At 72.0% G+C, this 16,348-nt stretch carries 12 protein-coding genes; 3 read left to right on the top strand and 9 right to left on the bottom strand.

Features of this window, described 5'->3' with window-relative positions; translation table 11 throughout:
- Positions 1-35 precede the first annotated feature (35 nt).
- The 9 genes from ftsW to mraZ form a co-directional block, all read right to left on the bottom strand.
- The gene (ftsW, locus tag ACWEVS_RS20865) at positions 36-1,352 is read right to left on the bottom strand and encodes a putative lipid II flippase FtsW (protein ID WP_449921001.1); all 1,317 of its coding nucleotides are present in this window, start codon (positions 1,350-1,352) and stop codon (positions 36-38) included.
- A complete protein-coding gene (gene murD / locus ACWEVS_RS20860; RefSeq protein WP_449921003.1) occupies positions 1,349-2,707 on the bottom strand; it encodes a UDP-N-acetylmuramoyl-L-alanine--D-glutamate ligase in 1,359 nt (452 codons plus the stop codon). The genes ftsW and murD overlap by 4 nt, the downstream gene beginning before the upstream one ends.
- Positions 2,704-3,762, bottom strand: coding sequence for a phospho-N-acetylmuramoyl-pentapeptide-transferase (mraY, locus tag ACWEVS_RS20855; protein ID WP_354910333.1), 1,059 nt, complete (start codon positions 3,760-3,762; stop codon positions 2,704-2,706). Before mraY ends, murD begins: the two co-directional genes overlap by 4 nt.
- Complete coding sequence (locus ACWEVS_RS20850) at positions 3,759-5,171, bottom strand: UDP-N-acetylmuramoyl-tripeptide--D-alanyl-D-alanine ligase (protein WP_452415696.1); 1,413 nt, start codon at positions 5,169-5,171, stop codon at positions 3,759-3,761. The genes mraY and ACWEVS_RS20850 overlap by 4 nt, the downstream gene beginning before the upstream one ends.
- A complete protein-coding gene (locus ACWEVS_RS20845) occupies positions 5,168-6,700 on the bottom strand; it encodes a UDP-N-acetylmuramoyl-L-alanyl-D-glutamate--2,6-diaminopimelate ligase (protein ID WP_452415697.1) in 1,533 nt (510 codons plus the stop codon). The genes ACWEVS_RS20850 and ACWEVS_RS20845 overlap by 4 nt, the downstream gene beginning before the upstream one ends.
- A gap of 40 nt (positions 6,701-6,740) precedes the next feature.
- On the bottom strand, positions 6,741-8,471 hold the full coding sequence (locus ACWEVS_RS20840; RefSeq protein ID WP_452415698.1) for a peptidoglycan D,D-transpeptidase FtsI family protein: 1,731 nt from the start codon (positions 8,469-8,471) through the stop codon (positions 6,741-6,743).
- 611 nt (positions 8,472-9,082) lie between these two features.
- Positions 9,083-9,559: a hypothetical protein gene (locus tag ACWEVS_RS20835; RefSeq protein ID WP_449921011.1), complete on the bottom strand. Its 477-nt coding sequence runs from the start codon at positions 9,557-9,559 to the stop codon at positions 9,083-9,085.
- Positions 9,546-10,475 carry a 16S rRNA (cytosine(1402)-N(4))-methyltransferase RsmH gene (gene rsmH / locus ACWEVS_RS20830; RefSeq protein ID WP_449921014.1) on the bottom strand — a complete coding sequence of 310 codons (930 nt, stop codon included), beginning with the start codon at positions 10,473-10,475 and terminating at the stop codon, positions 9,546-9,548. The genes ACWEVS_RS20835 and rsmH overlap by 14 nt, the downstream gene beginning before the upstream one ends.
- Positions 10,476-10,753: 278 nt before the next feature.
- The gene (gene mraZ, locus ACWEVS_RS20825; RefSeq protein ID WP_354910317.1) at positions 10,754-11,185 is read right to left on the bottom strand and encodes a division/cell wall cluster transcriptional repressor MraZ; all 432 of its coding nucleotides are present in this window, start codon (positions 11,183-11,185) and stop codon (positions 10,754-10,756) included.
- A gap of 457 nt (positions 11,186-11,642) precedes the next feature.
- Here mraZ and ACWEVS_RS20820 point away from each other — a divergent pair, with 457 nt between their 5' ends.
- From ACWEVS_RS20820 to ACWEVS_RS20810, 3 genes are read left to right on the top strand one after another with little or no spacing between them, the layout of a single operon-like run.
- On the top strand, positions 11,643-12,620 hold the full coding sequence (locus tag ACWEVS_RS20820; RefSeq protein ID WP_354910315.1) for an AAA family ATPase: 978 nt from the start codon (positions 11,643-11,645) through the stop codon (positions 12,618-12,620).
- Positions 12,617-13,870: a DUF58 domain-containing protein gene (locus tag ACWEVS_RS20815; RefSeq protein ID WP_449921020.1), complete on the top strand. Its 1,254-nt coding sequence runs from the start codon at positions 12,617-12,619 to the stop codon at positions 13,868-13,870. Before ACWEVS_RS20820 ends, ACWEVS_RS20815 begins: the two co-directional genes overlap by 4 nt.
- Positions 13,867-16,275, top strand: a complete 2,409-nt coding sequence (locus ACWEVS_RS20810; RefSeq protein ID WP_452552844.1) for a transglutaminase family protein — start codon at positions 13,867-13,869, stop codon at positions 16,273-16,275. Before ACWEVS_RS20815 ends, ACWEVS_RS20810 begins: the two co-directional genes overlap by 4 nt.
- The last annotated feature ends 73 nt before the right edge of the window (positions 16,276-16,348 follow it).

Genomic DNA, 16,348 nt, shown 5'->3' with positions numbered 1-16,348 from the left:
TCGGTTTACTCCCTACTGATGAGAAACGTGCCGCCTTAACGTTCCGCATCTGGCCTGACTCGTCCAGTCGGCACATTCCTTGTTGGTCGTCTCGGTCGGCCCCGTTGCGCACCCCCCAGGCCCAGCCAGCTTAGAGCCCTCGCGGCCGGTCCGGGGCCACGCGCGGCCAGAGCCTCCTTGGCGCCAGGTTCGCGTTTGGCGAAAGACAGCAACATGCCGAGCGCGGCGAGCGTCGGCAACAACGCCGAACCGCCGTAGGAGACCAGCGGGAGCGGGATGCCGGTGATGGGCAGCACGCCGATCACGGCGCCGATGTTGACGATCGCCTGCCCGGCGACCCAGGCGACCACGGCCGCGGCCGCCAGCCTGATGAAGGCGTCGTTGACGCGCATCGCCACCCGCAGGCCCGCGTAGCCGAGCAGGCCGAACAGCGCCATCACCGACAGCGTGCCCATCAGCCCCAGCTCCTCGCCGAGGATGGAGAAGATGAAGTCGCTCTCCGCGTGGGGGATCCAGCTCCACTTGCCCCTGCTGCTGCCGAGCCCGAGGCCGAACCAGCCGCCGGAGCCCATCGCGATCTGCCCCTGCACGGCCTGGTAGCCGGCGCCCTGGGCGTGGCCCCACGGGTCGAGCCAGCCGGTGATGCGGTCGGACCGGTAGCCCTCAGTCGTGATCATGAAGACGGTGGCGACCGTCATCATCGCGATGATGCCGCCGAACAGCTTCAGCGGCGCTCCCACCACCCACAGCAGCGCGAGGAAGATGAGCATCAGCACGAGCGTGGTGCCGAGGTCGCGGCCCAGCATGACCATGACGGCCAGGATCGCGGTGCCGGGCAGCAGCGGGATCAGCAGGTGGCGCCATTCGATGCGGCCCCCACGCGCCTTGCGGGCCAGCAGGTCGGCTCCCCACAGCGCCAGCCCGAGCTTGGCCGGCTCGGACGGCTGCAGGTAGATGGGCCCGATGTCGATCCAGCGCTGCGCGCCCAGCTGCGACTCGCCCGCGAAGATCACGATGCCCAGACCGATGATCGACAGCGCCATGAGCGGGTAGCCGGCCCAGCGGAAGAACCGGTGCGGCAGCCGCGAGCAGATCCACATCACGGGCACGCCGAGCGCGGCCGACATCGACTGCTTGACGAACCAGTAGAACGGGTCGCCGGTCTTCTGCAGCGCCTCGATGCTGGAGGCCGACAGCACCATCATCAGGCCGAGCGCCAGCAGCAGCGCGCTGCACCCGATGATCAGATAGTAGGTGGTCAGCGGCCGGTCGAGCAGCTCCTTGAGCCCGGCGGCCTGCTCCCTGACCCAGCCGGTCGGGCGGTCGACGGGGTTGTCGGCCGTCGTGCTCACGAACGCTCCCCCAGCTTGCCCACGGCGCGCGCGAAGGCCTCCCCCCGGGCCGGATAGTTGGCGAACATGTCGAGGGAGGCGGCGGCGGGAGCCAGCAGCACGGTGTCCCCGGGGGCGGCGAGCCTGGCGGCTTCGGTGACGACACGGTCCATCACCCCAGTGTCGCGATCGGCGAGGTCCACCACGGGGACATCCGGGGCGTGTCGCGCGAGCGCGCCGGCGATCGCGGCCCGGTCGACGCCGATGAGCACCGCGCCGCGCAGCCTGGGCGCGGCCCGTCGGACCAGGTCGTCGACGTCGGCGCCCTTGAGCTGCCCGCCGGCCACCCACACGATCGACGGGTAGGCGGCCAGCGAGGCGGCGGCCGCGTGGGGGTTGGTGGCCTTGGAGTCGTCGACGTAGTCGACCTCGCCGACCCTGCCGACGTGGGCCATGCGGTGCGGGTCGGGCACGAAGTCACGCAGGCCCTGGCGGACGGCCTCGGCCGGCACCCCGACCGTGCGGGCCAGGGCGGCGGCGGCCAGGGCGTTGGCGACGTTGTGCGGGGCGAAGGGGCGCACGTCGTCGAGCGTGGCCAGCTCCTCGGCCTGCCGTACCGGATCGGCGACGAAGGCGCGGTCGACCAGCAGGTCCTCCACCACGCCCAGCTGACCGGGCCGGGGCACCTGGAGGGTGAAGCCCACCGCCGGCCGGTACGGCTCGGCCAGCGCGCAGGCGATCGGGTCGTCGGCGTTGTAGACGACCGTGCCCGCCCGCTCGAAGATGCGGCCCTTGGCCCTGGCGTACTCCTCCAGCGAGCCGTGCCAGTCGAGGTGGTCGGGCGCGACGTTGAGGATCGCGGCGGCGTGCGGCGCGAGGGAGCCGGACCAGTGCAGCTGGAAGCTGGACAGCTCCACGGCCAGCACGTCGTACGGCCCGCCGACCGCCTCCACCACGGGCACCCCGACGTTGCCCACCGCCAGCGCCTTGCGGCCGGCCGCCAGCAGCATCGAGGTCAGCATGCGCACCACGGTCGTCTTGCCGTTGGTGCCGGTGAGCGCCAGCCACGGCGCGGCCTGCGCGGACCGCAGCCGCCACGCCAGCTCCACCTCACCGATCACCTCGACGCCCGCCGCGAGGGCGGCGGCGATCAGCGGATGGTGCGGCGCCCAGCCGGTGGTGACCAGCTCGCCCGCCTCCGCGGGCAGCTCCATGGAGCCGAAGCGCACCTCGACGCCGAGCCTGGCCAGCTCTCCCGCCACGACGCGCTGCCGCTCGCCGTCGACCGCCTCCAGCACCACCACGCGCTCGCCGCGGGCGGCCAGCACCCGCGCCGCGGCGGTGCCGGAGACGCCGAGTCCCGCTACGACGATCATGGCTTGGGCATCCACTCCACGTAGAACAGGCCGAGACCCACGGCCGCGCACAGACCCGCGATCAGCCAGAACCTGATCACGATCGTGGTCTCCGCCCATCCTTTCAGCTCGAAGTGGTGCTGGAGCGGAGCCATGCGGAAGACGCGTTTGCCGGTCATCTTGAAGAAGCCGACCTGGATGATCACCGACACCGTGATGATGACGCACATCCCGGCCAGGATCGCCAGCAGGAGCTGGGTGCGGGTGGTGATGGCCAGGCCGGCCAGCACGCCGCCGAGCGCGAGCGAGCCGGTGTCGCCCATGAAGATGCGGGCGGGCGGGGCGTTCCACCACAGGAAGCCGATGAGCCCGCCGAGCACGGCGGCCGCCACGACCGCGAGGTCGAGCGGGTCGCGTACCCAGTAGCAGTTGGGCCCGAGGTTGTCGATGCAGTTGTTGCGCAGCTGCCAGTTGCCGATCAGCACGTAGGCGCCGAGCACGGTGGCGGTGGCGCCGGAGGCCAGGCCGTCGAGGCCGTCGGTCAGGTTCACCGCGTTGGAGAAGCCGACGATCATGAAGATGACCCACGCGGCGAAGAGCACGATGGGGATCGACGGGCCGAAGTCGCGCAGGAACGACAGCTTCGTCTGCGCCGGCGTGATGCCGTAGACGTTGGGGAAGCGCACGACCAGGACGGCGAAGACGGCGCCGACGATGAGCTGGCCGAGCGCCTTGGCGCCGCTGCGCAGACCCAGGCTGCGCTGCTTGTAGATCTTGATGAAGTCGTCGAGGAAGCCCACCATGCCCAGGCCGGTCATGAGGAACAGCACCAGCAGGCCGGACACGGTCGGCGGTTCGAGCATGGCCAGGTGGGAGGCGGCGTAGGCCATGAGCGCGGCCAGCACGAAGACGGTGCCGCCCATGGTGGGCGTGCCCTTCTTGCTGAGGTGGGCCTCGGGGCCGTCGTCGCGGACCTCCTGGCCGTAGCCGCGCCGGGAGAAGAGCCTGATGGCCAGGGGGGTGCCGAGCATCGACAGGATCAGGCCCACCGCGCCGGCGATGATGATGTTGGTCACTTGGTGACCCTCCCGAGGACCAGCTCGGCGGTGCGCTGGAGGTCCATCGCGCGCGGCCCCTTCACCAGCACGGCGTCGCCCGGCCGCAGCCACTCGGCCAGCAGGGCGCCCGCGGCCTCGGCGTCCGGCACGTGCGCGATCGGTGGCTCGCCAGGTCCGCCGCGCGCGGCCGACTCCGCCGCTCCCGCGGCCGCTCCGCGCAGGACGGGTTCGGCGTCGGGGCCCGCCACGATCAGCCCGGACAGGCCCGCCAAGCCCGCCGTACGGCCGACGCCCTCGTTCAGCGCCTCGCTCTCCTCGCCGAGCTCGCGCAGCGAGGCGATGACGGCGAAGCGGCGCCGGCCCTTGCCGAGGACGGCGAGCGCCTCGAAGGCGGCGCGCATGGAGTCGGGGTTGGCGTTGTAGGCGTCGTTGATCACGGTGACGCCGTCGGCGCGGTCGGTGACCTCCATGCGCCACCGGCTGCGCGGCTCGGCCTGCGACAGCTCGTCGGCGATGGTGGTCAGCGGCAGGCCGAGCTCGTAGGCGGTGGCCGCGGCGGCCAGCGCGTTCTCCACGGCGTGCGCGCCGTGGAGCCTGAGCGCCACGTGGGCGGCGCCCGAGGGGGTGCGCAGCGTGAACGAGGCGCGTCCGCGCTCGTCGACGGTGACGTCATCGGCGCGGACGGCGGCGTCCTCGGCCTGGCCGAAGAGCGTGACCCGGGCCCTGGTAAGGCCGGCCATCTCGCGCACCAGCGGGTCGTCGGCGTTGAGCACCGCGACGCCGTCGGCGGGCAGCCCCTCGACCAGTTCGCCCTTGGCGGCGGCGATGGCCTGCTTGCCGCCGAACACGCCCAGGTGCGCGGTGCCGACGTTGAGCACCACGCCGATGCGGGGCGGGGCGATGCGGACCAGGTCGGCGATGTGGCCCGCGTGGCGGGCGCCCATCTCCAGGACCAGGAAGCGGGTCTCGTGCTCGGCCCGCAGCACGGTCAGCGGGTGGCCGATCTCGTTGTTGAAGTTGCCGGCCGGCGCGATCGAGGGGCCCATGCGGGCGGTCAGCCTGGCCAGCAGGTCCTTGGTGGTGGTCTTGCCCGCCGAGCCGGTGAGGCCGATCACGGTGGCGGACGGCAGCGCGCCTGCCACGGCCCTCGCCAGGTCGGCCAGCGCCCGCACCGGGTCGGCCACGACGACCGAGGGCGCCGCCAGCGGCCTGGTGGCCAGCACGGCCACGGCGCCGGCCGCCATCGCCTGGTCGGCGAAGTCGTGGCCGTCGACGCGGGCGCCCTTGATGGCCACGAACAGCGATCCCGGCTCGACGGCCCGCGAGTCGATCACGACGGGGCCGCGCACCACCGCGCGTGGGTCCGTCATGCCTGACAGGGCGCCGGAGGTTATCTCGGCGATCCTGGCCAGCGGCATCGGGATCATAGGTTCTTCCTGCTTTCCTTGCGTGCGTCGATCGCCTCGGCGACCACGGCCCTGTCGTCGAAGGGGATCACGTCGCCTGAGATGTACTGGCCCTGCTCGTGGCCCTTGCCCGCCACGACGAGCACGTCGCCGCGCTCGGCCGTCTCGACCGCCAGCCTGATCGCCGCGGCCCTGTCGGGCTCGACGATCACGTGGGCGCGTCGCTCGCGCGGCACCTGGAGCGCTCCGTCCATCATCGCCGCCAGGATGGCCAGCGGGTCCTCCGAGCGCGGATTGTCGCTGGTGAAAATCGCCACATCGGCCAGCCTCGCGGCGGCCTCCCCCATGAGGCGACGCTTGCCCTTGTCACGGTCGCCGCCGCAGCCGAGCACGACCGTCAGCCTGCCGGTGGTCACCGACCGCAGCGAGGTCAGGACCGACTCGACGGCGCCGGGTTTGTGCGCGTAGTCGACGATCGCCTGGAACTCCTCGCCCGGTGAGGTGACGCGCTGCATCCGGCCGGGCACGCCCGTCATGGCGCCCACGCCGTGCGCGGCGGTGCGCACCGGGACGCCCGCCTCGACCAGCGTCACGATGGCGCCGAGGGCGTTGGCGACGTTGAACGGGCCGGGCAGCGAGATCGCCACGTCCTCCTCGACGCCGCCGGGCCCGACGACCCTGAAGGCGCTGCCGTCGGAGCCGAACCTGACGTCGAAGGCGCGCCAGTCGGCGGCGGGGTCGCCGGTGGCGGAGAACGTGGTCATCGGGATCTTGGCCAGCTGGAGCAGCTCGCGCCCGTGGGGGTCGTCGAGGTTGGTCACGCCCGTCCTGCTGAACTCGGGCTGGAACAGTCTCACCTTGGTGGCGAAGTAGTCGTCGAAGTCCTTGTGGAAGTCGAGGTGGTCCTGCGACAGGTTGGTGAAGAGCGCCACGTCGTAGAAGACGCCGTCGACCCTGCCCAGGGCGAGGGCGTGGCTGGAGACCTCCATCGCGGCCGCCGTGACGCCGCGCTCGCGCATGAGCGCGAACAGGCCGTGCAGGTCGGAGGCCTCCGGCGTGGTCAGCTTGGGCTGGATGACCAGGTCGCCGGCGTGGATCTCGACGCCACCCACCAGGCCCGTGGTGTGGCCGGCCGCGCGCAGCCCCGCCTCCAGCAGGAACGTGGTGGTCGACTTGCCGCTGGTGCCGGTCACGCCCAGGACGCAGATGTCGTGACTGGGCTGGCCGTACACCCAGGAGGAGATCTGGCCGAGCAGGGAGCGCGGCTCGGAGACGACCAGCACCGGCAGGCCGGTGGCGACGGCGGCGTCGCGGCCGGCCGGATCCGTCAGGACGGCGACCGCCCCTCGCGCCATCGCCTGGGCGGAGAAGTCGGCGCCGTGGGCGGTGTTGCCGGGCAGCGCGACGTAGAGGTCGCCCTGCCCGACCTGGCGGGAGTCGATGGTGACGCCGGTCACCGCGGCCAGCGGTGAGCGGGAGCTGCCTGACGGAGCGTCAAGCATGGTGGCCAGCCCGCTCAGCGGTCGAGGCGGGCTGGACGTGGGACGCATAGACGACGGGGGACGCACGGCGGCAGCGTACCCTCCCTGTTCACTGTCCGGTGCCGATCCGCGCGGGCGACGCGGTCGGGGCTGTGGGCGGAATCTTCCTGCTCTTGATGGCGAACGTCATCACGTCCTTGAACACAGGGGCCGCGATGTGCCCGCCGTAGATGTCCTTGGCCGGCTTCTGCACCACCGCGAGGACCACGAGCTCGGGTTTGTCCGCGGGAGCGAAACCGACGAAGGAGGCGGTGTAGCCGTTGTAACGGCCCAACTGCTGATCGTATCGGTTGGCGGTGCCTGTCTTGCCCGCCACCCGGTAGCCCGGGATGGCCGCCAGCGTACCCGTGCCCTCGGCGCTGACGGCACCCTCCAGCATGGAGGCGATCTCGCCGGCGGTCTGCTCGCTCACCACCCTGGTCTGCTTGCCGGGCTTGGCGGGGACGAACCTGCCGTGCTCGTCGGTCTCCCCCGCCACGATCTGCGGCTGCACCCTGACCCCGCCGTTGGCGATGGTCTGGTAGACGCTGGCGGTCTGCAGGGCGGTCACCGACACGCCCTGGCCGTAGGCGACCGTGCAGCGCTGGGTGCCCGACCAGCCCTTGTAGTCGGGCAGCAGGCCCGCCTCCTCGCCCGGCAGGCCGACCCCCGGCCGGACGCCGAAGCCGAAGCCCTTGAGCATCTCGAACAGCCGCTGGTCGCCGACCCTGCGCGCGGCCTGGATGGTGCCGACGTTGCTGGAGGTCTCCACGACCTTCTTGAACGTCATCGTCTCCGTCTTGTGCGGGTGGGAGTCGCGCAGCGTCTGGTCGGCGCACCTGATGTGGTCGGCGACGCGGAAGGTGGTGTCCGGACGTACGGCTCCCGCCTCGATCGCGGCCGCGGCGGTGATGACCTTGTTGGTGCTGCCCGGCTCGAACACTTCGGCCACGGCCCGGTTGACGTAGGAGGTGTCGGACGCCTTCTGCCAGTTGTTCAGGTCGAGCTCGGGCGCGTTGGCCATGGCGATGATCTGGGCGGTCCTGACGTCCATGACGATCGCGGTGCCGCTGATCGCGCCGCTGGCGGCGACCTGCTCGGTGATGGCCTTCTGGGCGGCCCACTGGATGTCGCGGTCGATGGTCAGGCGCACGTCGCGACCGGCGACCGGGGCCTGGCGCTGGCTGCGGGTCATCGGGATGCGCTGGCCGTCGCGGCCCTGCTCCACGCTCTGCTTGCCGTCCTGGCCCGCCAGCCGGGAGTCGCGCATCCGCTCGACGCCCTCGAGCCCGGCGCCGTCGTCGCCGACGAAGCCGATGAGCGTGCCGGCCAAGTCGCCTGCCGGGTAGGTCCTGCGGTAGGTCTTCTTCGTGGTGACGGCCGGCAGCCCGTGGTCGAGGACCCTGTCGGCGACCACGGGGTCGACGTCACGGGCGATGAGCTCGTAGCGCGAGGTGGTCCTGGCCAGCTTGGCCAGGATGTCGGCCTCGGGCTTGCCCAGTTCCCTGGCCAGCACCGAGGTCACCTTGGCGTACTGCTCGGGACGGACCTTGCTCGGGTCGATCGCGATCTCTCGTGCCTCGACCGTGACGGCGAGCTCGTGGCCGTTGACGTCGGTGATGGAGCCGCGCTTGGCGGGGATGACCTCGCTGATCACCCGCTGGTCGGCGGCCTTGGCCTCGTAGATCTTGGAGTCGAGGCCCTGCAGCTGGATGAGCCGCCCGGCGAAGATCGACAGGATGAAGGTCATGCCGATCAGGCCGATGTTGAGGCGCCGGCGGGGGTTGCCCAGGCGCAGCACCAGCGGCGGGCGTGGCGGCCTCGGTGGGGGCGGCGGCCTGCGCGGCTGCCGGCGCGGGCCCTGCGGCTGGCCCTGGGACCCGCCCGGAAGCCGGCCGGAGGTCCTGCCGTGCGGCGGGCGGGGTTCGCGACGCTGCTCGCCTCGGGGGCCGGGCACGGTGGCCTCGCCGCGGCCGCGCCTGGCGTCCCTGGCGTCGGCTCCGGTCAGGCCGCGCGGCAGCTCGAAAGGGTCGTTCCCGCGCCGGTTGGACCCGCCCGGACCTCCGGGCTCGGCGCCGGCCGGTCGGGGACGGCCGTCCTGGCCCGATCTCCGGTCGGAGGGCGTGCGGTTCTCACCCGCTCGCCGGTCGGACGGCGTGCGGTTCTCACCACCCGGACGGTCGGCCGGCCCCGGGCGCCCGTCGGCGTCGCCACGGCGGGGCCGGCCCGGCTCGCCGTCCCTGCGGCGGGGCGGCTCGTCGCGCGGCCCTTCGGAGCGTCCGGATCCGGTGCCGCCCTGCCGTCCCGATCGTCCGGGACCGCCCGGCGTACGACGAACGGCGCCGGGCCCTCCCTGAGAGCCGGCGCCGCCACCACCGCGGCCGGGGCCCTGACCCCTGCCGCCTGTCTCTCTCACCTGTCCGCGCCCGACTTACCCGGGTAGAGAACGTTGACGTCGGGGTCGGACACCTGCCCCTGCCGCTCCGCGGCCTCGGCGAGGCTGCCGGGCTGCTCCAGCTCGGCGATCTTCCGCTTGGCGCTGTCGGACTGCCGCTGCATCTCGGCGATCTGCTCGCGCAGCTCGCTGGCGGTGAAGGAGTCGCGAGCCAGGACGGTGTTGAGCAGCAGCAGGCTGACCAGGCCACCGCACAGCAGGCCGACGACGAGCAGCACGAAGGGGGCGCGCTGCTTGCGCGGCATCGGCCGCCGCACGCGCACCGGCGCGCCGTCCTGCGCCGGGGCCGGCCGCTGACCGATCGGCCGGTCAACGGCCGGCCTGGGCGCGCGCGAAGCGTCCTGCTCGCGCACGCCGGTCCTCGCCGGAGCGGTCCTGGGCACGCCGCCCCTGACGGGCGCACCCCGCCTGATCTCCTGCTCAGTCCTCGTCAACACGGATCCTCTCTGCCGCCCGCAGCCGGGCCGAGGCCGCCCGCGGATTGCGGGCGAGCTCTTCGTCAGTCGGGAGCTCTGCTCCCCTCGTCAGGAGGCGGAACCGCGGCTGGTGAGCCGGCAGCGGGACGGGCAGCCCCGGGGGGCTGGTGTCCCTGGTTCGCGCCGCGAGCACCTGCTTGGTCAGCCGGTCCTCGAGGGAGTGGTAGGAGAGCACGACGACTCTCCCACCGAGCGCCAGCGCGTCGAGGGCCGCGGGAAGCGCCGCCTCGAAGGCGGTCAGCTCCGCGTTGACCTCGATACGCAGCGCCTGAAAAGTCCTTTTAGCGGGGTTGCCACCGGTGCGTCGGGTAGCGGCGGGAATCGCCGCGCGAACGATGTCCGCGAGCCGCTTAGTCGACGTTATGGCTTCCCTGGCCCTTTCCTTGACAATGAGCCCCGCGACACGCGGTGCGAACCTTTCCTCTCCGTAATCTCGGAGGATGCGGGTCAGCTCGGCCGCGGAGTAGGTGTTGACCACTTCCTCGGCCGTGAGCGCCTGCTCGGTGTCCATCCGCATGTCAAGGGGAGCGTCGTAGGAGTAGGCGAAGCCCCGTTCGCCCTCGTCGAGCTGGGGCGAGGAGACGCCCAGGTCGAACAGGACCCCGTCGACCACCGGCCGGCCCGCCTTCGCCAACACCGAGGCCAGCTCGTCGGACGAGGCGTGGACCAGCGTGACGCGGTCGGCGAAGGGCGCGAGCCTGCGCGTGGAGAAGTCGATGGCGAAGGGATCGCGGTCGATCCCGACCAGGTGCAGCGCCGGATGCGCGGCCAGCAGCGCCTCGGAGTGACCGCCGAGGCCGAGGTTGGCGTCGACGACCACCGGCGCCGGGCCCGCCAGCGCGGGGGCGAGGAGTTCCAGGACCCGCTCGAGCATCACGGGAACGTGACCACCCGTGCCCGCAGCGTTGCCTTCCACGTGCATTGCTGAAACCCCCCTCCAACTAAGAATGCGTCCATACTCGCGGATGACGCTAAGGCTCGATCCCGGTGCCCCGTCGCCAGGTCCCCACCCGTAGCCGCCCGGCCAGGTCCCCATCCGCACCCGCTTCGTGGACGCCTGCCATCTGACACCGGGGAAGGTGCATCAGCTGGCGGGCGAGTGGTTGCGGGTGGAGACCTCGCCGAACGACATCACCGACGGATCGGCCGTGACTAGAGAATCCCTGGCAGCACCTCCTCCGACAGATCGGCGAAAGCCTGCTCCTGGTCGGCCAGATAGGTCTCCCAGGCCTGCTGGGCCCAGATCTCCAGCCGGGTGTTGGCGCCGATGACCACGCAGTCACGCTCCAGACCCGCATATGCCCTCAGGGCCTGGGGAATCGTGATGCGCCCCTGCTTGTCCGGAGTCTCGTCGGACGCGCTGGCGAAGAAGACGCGGCTGTAGTCCCGGACCGCCTTGGCGGTGACCGGGGCGGTGCTGAGAGCCTCGGTAATGCGCTGGAACTCCCCCACGGGAAAGACGTAGAGGCATCGCTCCTGGCCTTTGGTGATCACAAGACCCTCCGCCAGCTCCTCACGGTACTTAGCCGGCAGGAACAGCCGTCCCTTGTCGTCCAGACGCGGTTGATGGGTGCCGAGGAACACCGGCCCCACCTCCCGTGCCTCGTGAAGCGCTCAGTGCTGGTGCACCTGCCCTCCACTGCGCACCACCATACTCCACTTCTCCCCACCGTCAACTGATTCGAACCCTCTTCGGTCGCCATTCGATCAGCGTTTACGCAGGTCAGAGCGGTGGAGCGGGGTGGGGGGCGGCGGACGGCCCGCGGGCGGCGCGGGCGTGTCGAACGCCGAAAGGGTCGGTGAATACCGCATGGCGGGGCGGCCCGTGGGGAAAGTGGAGGGCCGTGTCACCGGATTCGCACCACTATGCGACAAGAACCGGATGGACCACCTGAACACTGTGGCTGTTCCCCGATATCCGTAAAAGTCGCCCAAGGATGCCCGCCGTCGTAGGGTCGTACGCACAATGAAAAGGAATGGCAAGGCGCCCCAAAAGCACCTTCGCCCGGGGAAGCCGTTGCACTTCTCTCATGGAGGCCTGGTGGCAGTAACCCATGACGTCCCTCGCCAGCTCGACGAGCTGGTCTCCACCGCACACCGGATCCGGCAGGCGATCGAGTCGGTGATCGAGGGCAAGAGCGATGCCGTCCGGCTGACAGTGACCGTCCTGCTCGCGGAGGGACACCTTCTGATCGAAGACGTCCCCGGCGTGGGCAAGACGATGCTCGCCAAGGCGCTGGCCCGGTCCATCGACTGTCCCGTACGGCGGGTGCAGTTCACCCCCGACCTGTTGCCGAGCGACATCACCGGAGTGAGCGCCTACAACCAGCAGACGCGGGAGTTCGAGTTCAAACCGGGCCCGGTCTTCGCCAACATCGTGGTCGGTGACGAGATCAACCGGGCCTCGCCCAAGACCCAGTCGGCGTTGCTGGAGTGCATGGAGGAGCACCAGGTGACGGTCGACGGCGTCACCTACGGACTTGACGCCCCCTTCATGGTCATCGCCACCCAGAACCCGATCGAGATGGAGGGCACCTATCCCCTCCCCGAGGCGCAGCGCGACCGTTTCACCGCGCGGGTGGCGATGGGCTACCCCGAGCCGGCCGCCGAGCTGGAGATGCTCGACGTGCACGGCGGCACCTCGCCGCTGGACAAGCTCGAGCCGGTCGCGACCACCGCGGAGGTGCGCGCGCTCATCGAGGCCGTGCGCGGCGTCTACGTCTCCCAGCCGGTCAAGAAGTACGCCATCGACCTGGTGACGGCCACCCGCCACACCCCGGACCTGCGGCTCGGCGCCTCGCCCCGGTCGACGCTGCAGCTGGTGCGCGCCGCCAGGGCCCACGCCGCGCTGTCCGGCCGCGACTACGTGATCCCCGACGACCTGCAGGAGCTGGCCGTTCCCGTGCTCGCCCACCGGCTGCTGCCGAGCATCGAGGCGCAGGGCCAGCGCCGGATGCCCGAGCAGGTCGTCACCGAGCTCGTCAGGCGAGTGCCCGTGCCGGAGGCTCGGGCGTCGTGATCGCGGGACTGCGGGCGCTCACCTCCAGGGGCCGGTCGTTCCTGGCATCGGGTGTGGCCGCGCTGCTGATGGCGCTGCTGCTGGGCGAGCACGACCTGCTCAGGATCGGCGTGCTGATCATCGCGTTGCCGCTGCTGGCCGCCCTGGTCGTGGCACGGACCCGCTACCGGCTGGCCTGCGCCCGGCGCCTCGACCCGCCCAGGACGGAGGTGGGCGGCGAGGCGACGGTCACCCTGCGGCTGGAGAACGTCACGCGGCTGCCGACCGGGCTGCTGCTCATCGAGGACACCGTCCCCTACGCGCTCGGCGCCCGGCCCAGGTTCGTGCTGGACCGGGTGGAGTCGAGGGGGATCAGGGAGGTCGACTACCGGGTCAGGTCCGACCTGCGCGGCCGCTACACCATCGGCCCCCTGTCGGTACGGATCACCGACCCGTTCGGCCTGGTCGAACTGACCCGGTCCTTCACCATCGCCGACACGCTCGTGGTGACCCCGCACGTCGAGGCGCTGCCGCACGTGCGGCTGTCTGGCGAGTGGACGGGCGGGGGCGAGAGCCGTACCAGGAGCGTGGCGGCGGCCGGTGACGACGACGTCGCGCCGCGCGAGTACCGGCAGGGCGACGACCTGCGGCGGGTGCACTGGCGCTCCACCGCGCGTCACGGCGAGCTGATGGTGCGCCGTGAGGAGCAGCAGTGGCAGAGCCGCGGCGCGCTCCTGCTCGACACCCGACGGCACGCCCACCGGGGTGAAGGGCCCCGCTCCTCCTTCGAGGTGGCCGTCTCGGCCGCCGCCTCCATCGGCCTGCACCTGGCGCGTGAGGGGCTGGGCCTGCGCCTGGTCACCGACCAGGGGCCCGAGCACCTGAGCGACACCGGGGTGAGCTGGTCGCTGCTCGACACGCTCGCCGTCGTGCGCACCAGCCCGGCCCGCTCGCTGGAGCTCGGCATCACCGCGCTGCGCCAGGGCGGCGGTGACGGCCTGATCGTCGCGGTGGTCGGCGCGATGGACGCCGAGGAGGCCAGGGAACTGGCCAAGGTCAGGCACGGCAGCGCCACCGGCGTGGCCGTCCTGCTGGACGTGGAGGGCTGGGAGGTCAAGGACTACGGCTCCACCGAGCGCAGGCAGGCGGTCGAGGCGGTGCTGACCGGATCGGGCTGGCGGATCGTCACCCTGCCCGCGGCCACGCCGCTGGCTGCGGTCTGGCAGAGCGCGGGCGTCAAGTCCCGCTTCTCCGTGGGAGGTGCGGCATGAGGCTGTCGATCTGGTCGGGTGTGGCCACCCTCGCGGTCTCGCTCACGCTCTACCCGTTGTTCGACGGCGGCGCGTGGCTGTGGGGCTCGCTCGGCGCGGTGATCGCCGTCACCGCGGCGGGGGTGATCGCCAGCAGGCTCACCCTGCCCGGCTGGGCCGCGCCGCTGCTCGGCCTGACGGCGCTCGGCATCTACCTGACCGCCGCCTACACCGGTGACAAGGCCTGGGCGCTGCTCGTGCCGACCAAGGAGTCGGCGCTGGCCCTGGTCAAACTGCTGACCACCGGCTTCGCCGACATCCAGCGCTATGCCGCGCCGGTGCCGGACGACCCGCCGATCGCCATGCTCACCACCGCGGGCGTCGGGGTCATCGCGATCGTCGTGGACCTGTTCGTGACCAGGCTGCGGAGGGCGGCGCTGGCCGGGCTGCCGCTGCTGGCGCTGTTCACGGTGCCGGCCGCCGTGCTGCCCGACCCGATCGGCTGGGCCGCGTTCATCCTCGGCGCGCTCGGGTTCACCAGCCTGCTGATCGCCGACGGCCGCGAGCGCGTCGGCCACTGGGGCCGGGCGGTCCTGGTACGGCGCAGCCGCGCCGCCGCCGGCACGGACGCCGACGAGTCGGCCGACACGCGCGGGCTGCGCCTGTCGGGCAAGCGCATCGGGTTCACCGCGATCGCGCTGGCCGTGGCGTTGCCGGCACTGCTGCCGACGCTCGAGCCTGACCCGCTGTTCGGGTTCGGGGTGGGCGGCTCGGGCAAGGGCCGGGGCGACTCCATCAGCATCCCCGACCCCGTCGCCGACCTGAAGGGGCGGCTGCAGCTGCCGGAGAACAACACCGTTCTCTCCTACACCAGCAGCGACGACGCCCCGCGCTATCTCAGGATCTACTCCCTCGACGTCTTCGACGGCCAGCGCTGGACGATGAAGTCGAAGGGCAGCCCGGAGAACAGGGTGGACCAGGGTCCGCTGCCGCCGCCGCCGGGGCTCGCCCCGACGACGAAGACCACGCGGGTCGAGACCGACATCCAGGTCAGCGAGGACATCACGCAGCTGCAGTTCCTGCCGCTGCCGTACCCGCCCCAGCTGGTGCGGGCGGAGGGCGACTGGCGCGCGGACGTCGACTCCCTGATGGTCTTCTCCCCCGGCGACCTGGCGGGCGGCCTGCGCTACCAGGTGGTCAGCACCGAGCCTGACGCGAGCGCCGACCAGCTGGAGGCCGCCCCGAGGACCGTCGACCCGGCGGTCGGCGAGCGCTACCTGAAGCTGCCCGACCTGCCGCCGCAGATCAGGCAGCTGGCGCAGCGGGTGACCAAGGACAGCGAGTCCCCGTACGAGGCGGCGGTGAACCTGCAGCGGTTCTTCACCACCACGGGCGGCTTCACCTACAGCCTGGCCACGCAGGGCCACGACACCGAGGCGCTGACGAACTTCCTGGAGCAGACCAGAGCCGGCTACTGCGAGCAGTTCGCCTCGGCGATGGCGGTGCTGGCCAGGTCGATCGGCATCCCGGCCAGGGTCGCCATCGGCTACACGGGCGGCACCAAGCTGGAGGGTCGCTGGGAGGTCCGCACCCACGACTCCCACGCCTGGCCCGAGCTCTACTTCGAGGGCGTCGGCTGGCTGGCCTTCGAGCCGACCCCCGCCGGCAGCGCGGGACAGGGCACCGCCCGCGTCCCCGACTACACGCTGCCCAGGCCGGCCGAGAGCACGCCGAGCAGCGACCCGAGCACGAGCGCCGCCGAGAGCGGCGACGGCCCGACCGCCGCGCCCAACAGCAGGGACAGGCTGAGGGAGCTCGACCCCGAGGGCATCTACAGCGGTCCCGTCACGTCGGTGGAGACCACCCCGCTGTGGGTGTGGATCGCGCTGGCCGTGGCAGGAGTGCTGGTGATCCTGCTCATCCCCGCCCTGCTGCGGCTGGTGATCAGGAACCGCAGGGTGCGGACGCTGAGCTGGAAGGTCTCAGGGCCGTCCGACGAGGTCACGGCGAGAGCCGGGCGGGTGGACACCTCGGTGGCCGCGGCCTGGGCCGAACTCGACGACGTGCTGTACGACTACGGGATGGCGCGGCTGCCGAGCGAGACCCCGCGGGCGCTGGCGCGCAGGCTCACCGAGCAGTACGAGTTCGGCGCCGAGGCGGGCGCGGCGATCGCCGTCATCGCCTCAGCGGTGGAGCGGCTGCTGTTCGCGCGCGACCCGGGGGAGATCGCCCCGATGAAGAGGGAGCTGCGGACGATACGGCGGGCGCTGGCGGCCAGCGTCTCGCGCGGCACGCGCCTGCGCGCGGCGCTGCTGCCGCCCTCGGCCCTGCGGCGGATCAGGGGCATGGGCGAGGGAATCCTGGACGGTTTCGACCGGCTGGAGAACATCAGGCTCTGGACGCGGGCAGCCCGCAGGAGCTCCTGACCAGTGAACCGTGCGGCCGCTCCTCACAGGAGCGGCCCCCCGAGGGGGGTGGGGCAGAAGGGAGCACGCGCGA

Source organism: Nonomuraea sp. NPDC003754 (genome assembly GCF_053605785.1).
This window is presented reverse-complemented; position numbering and strand designations above follow the sequence as displayed.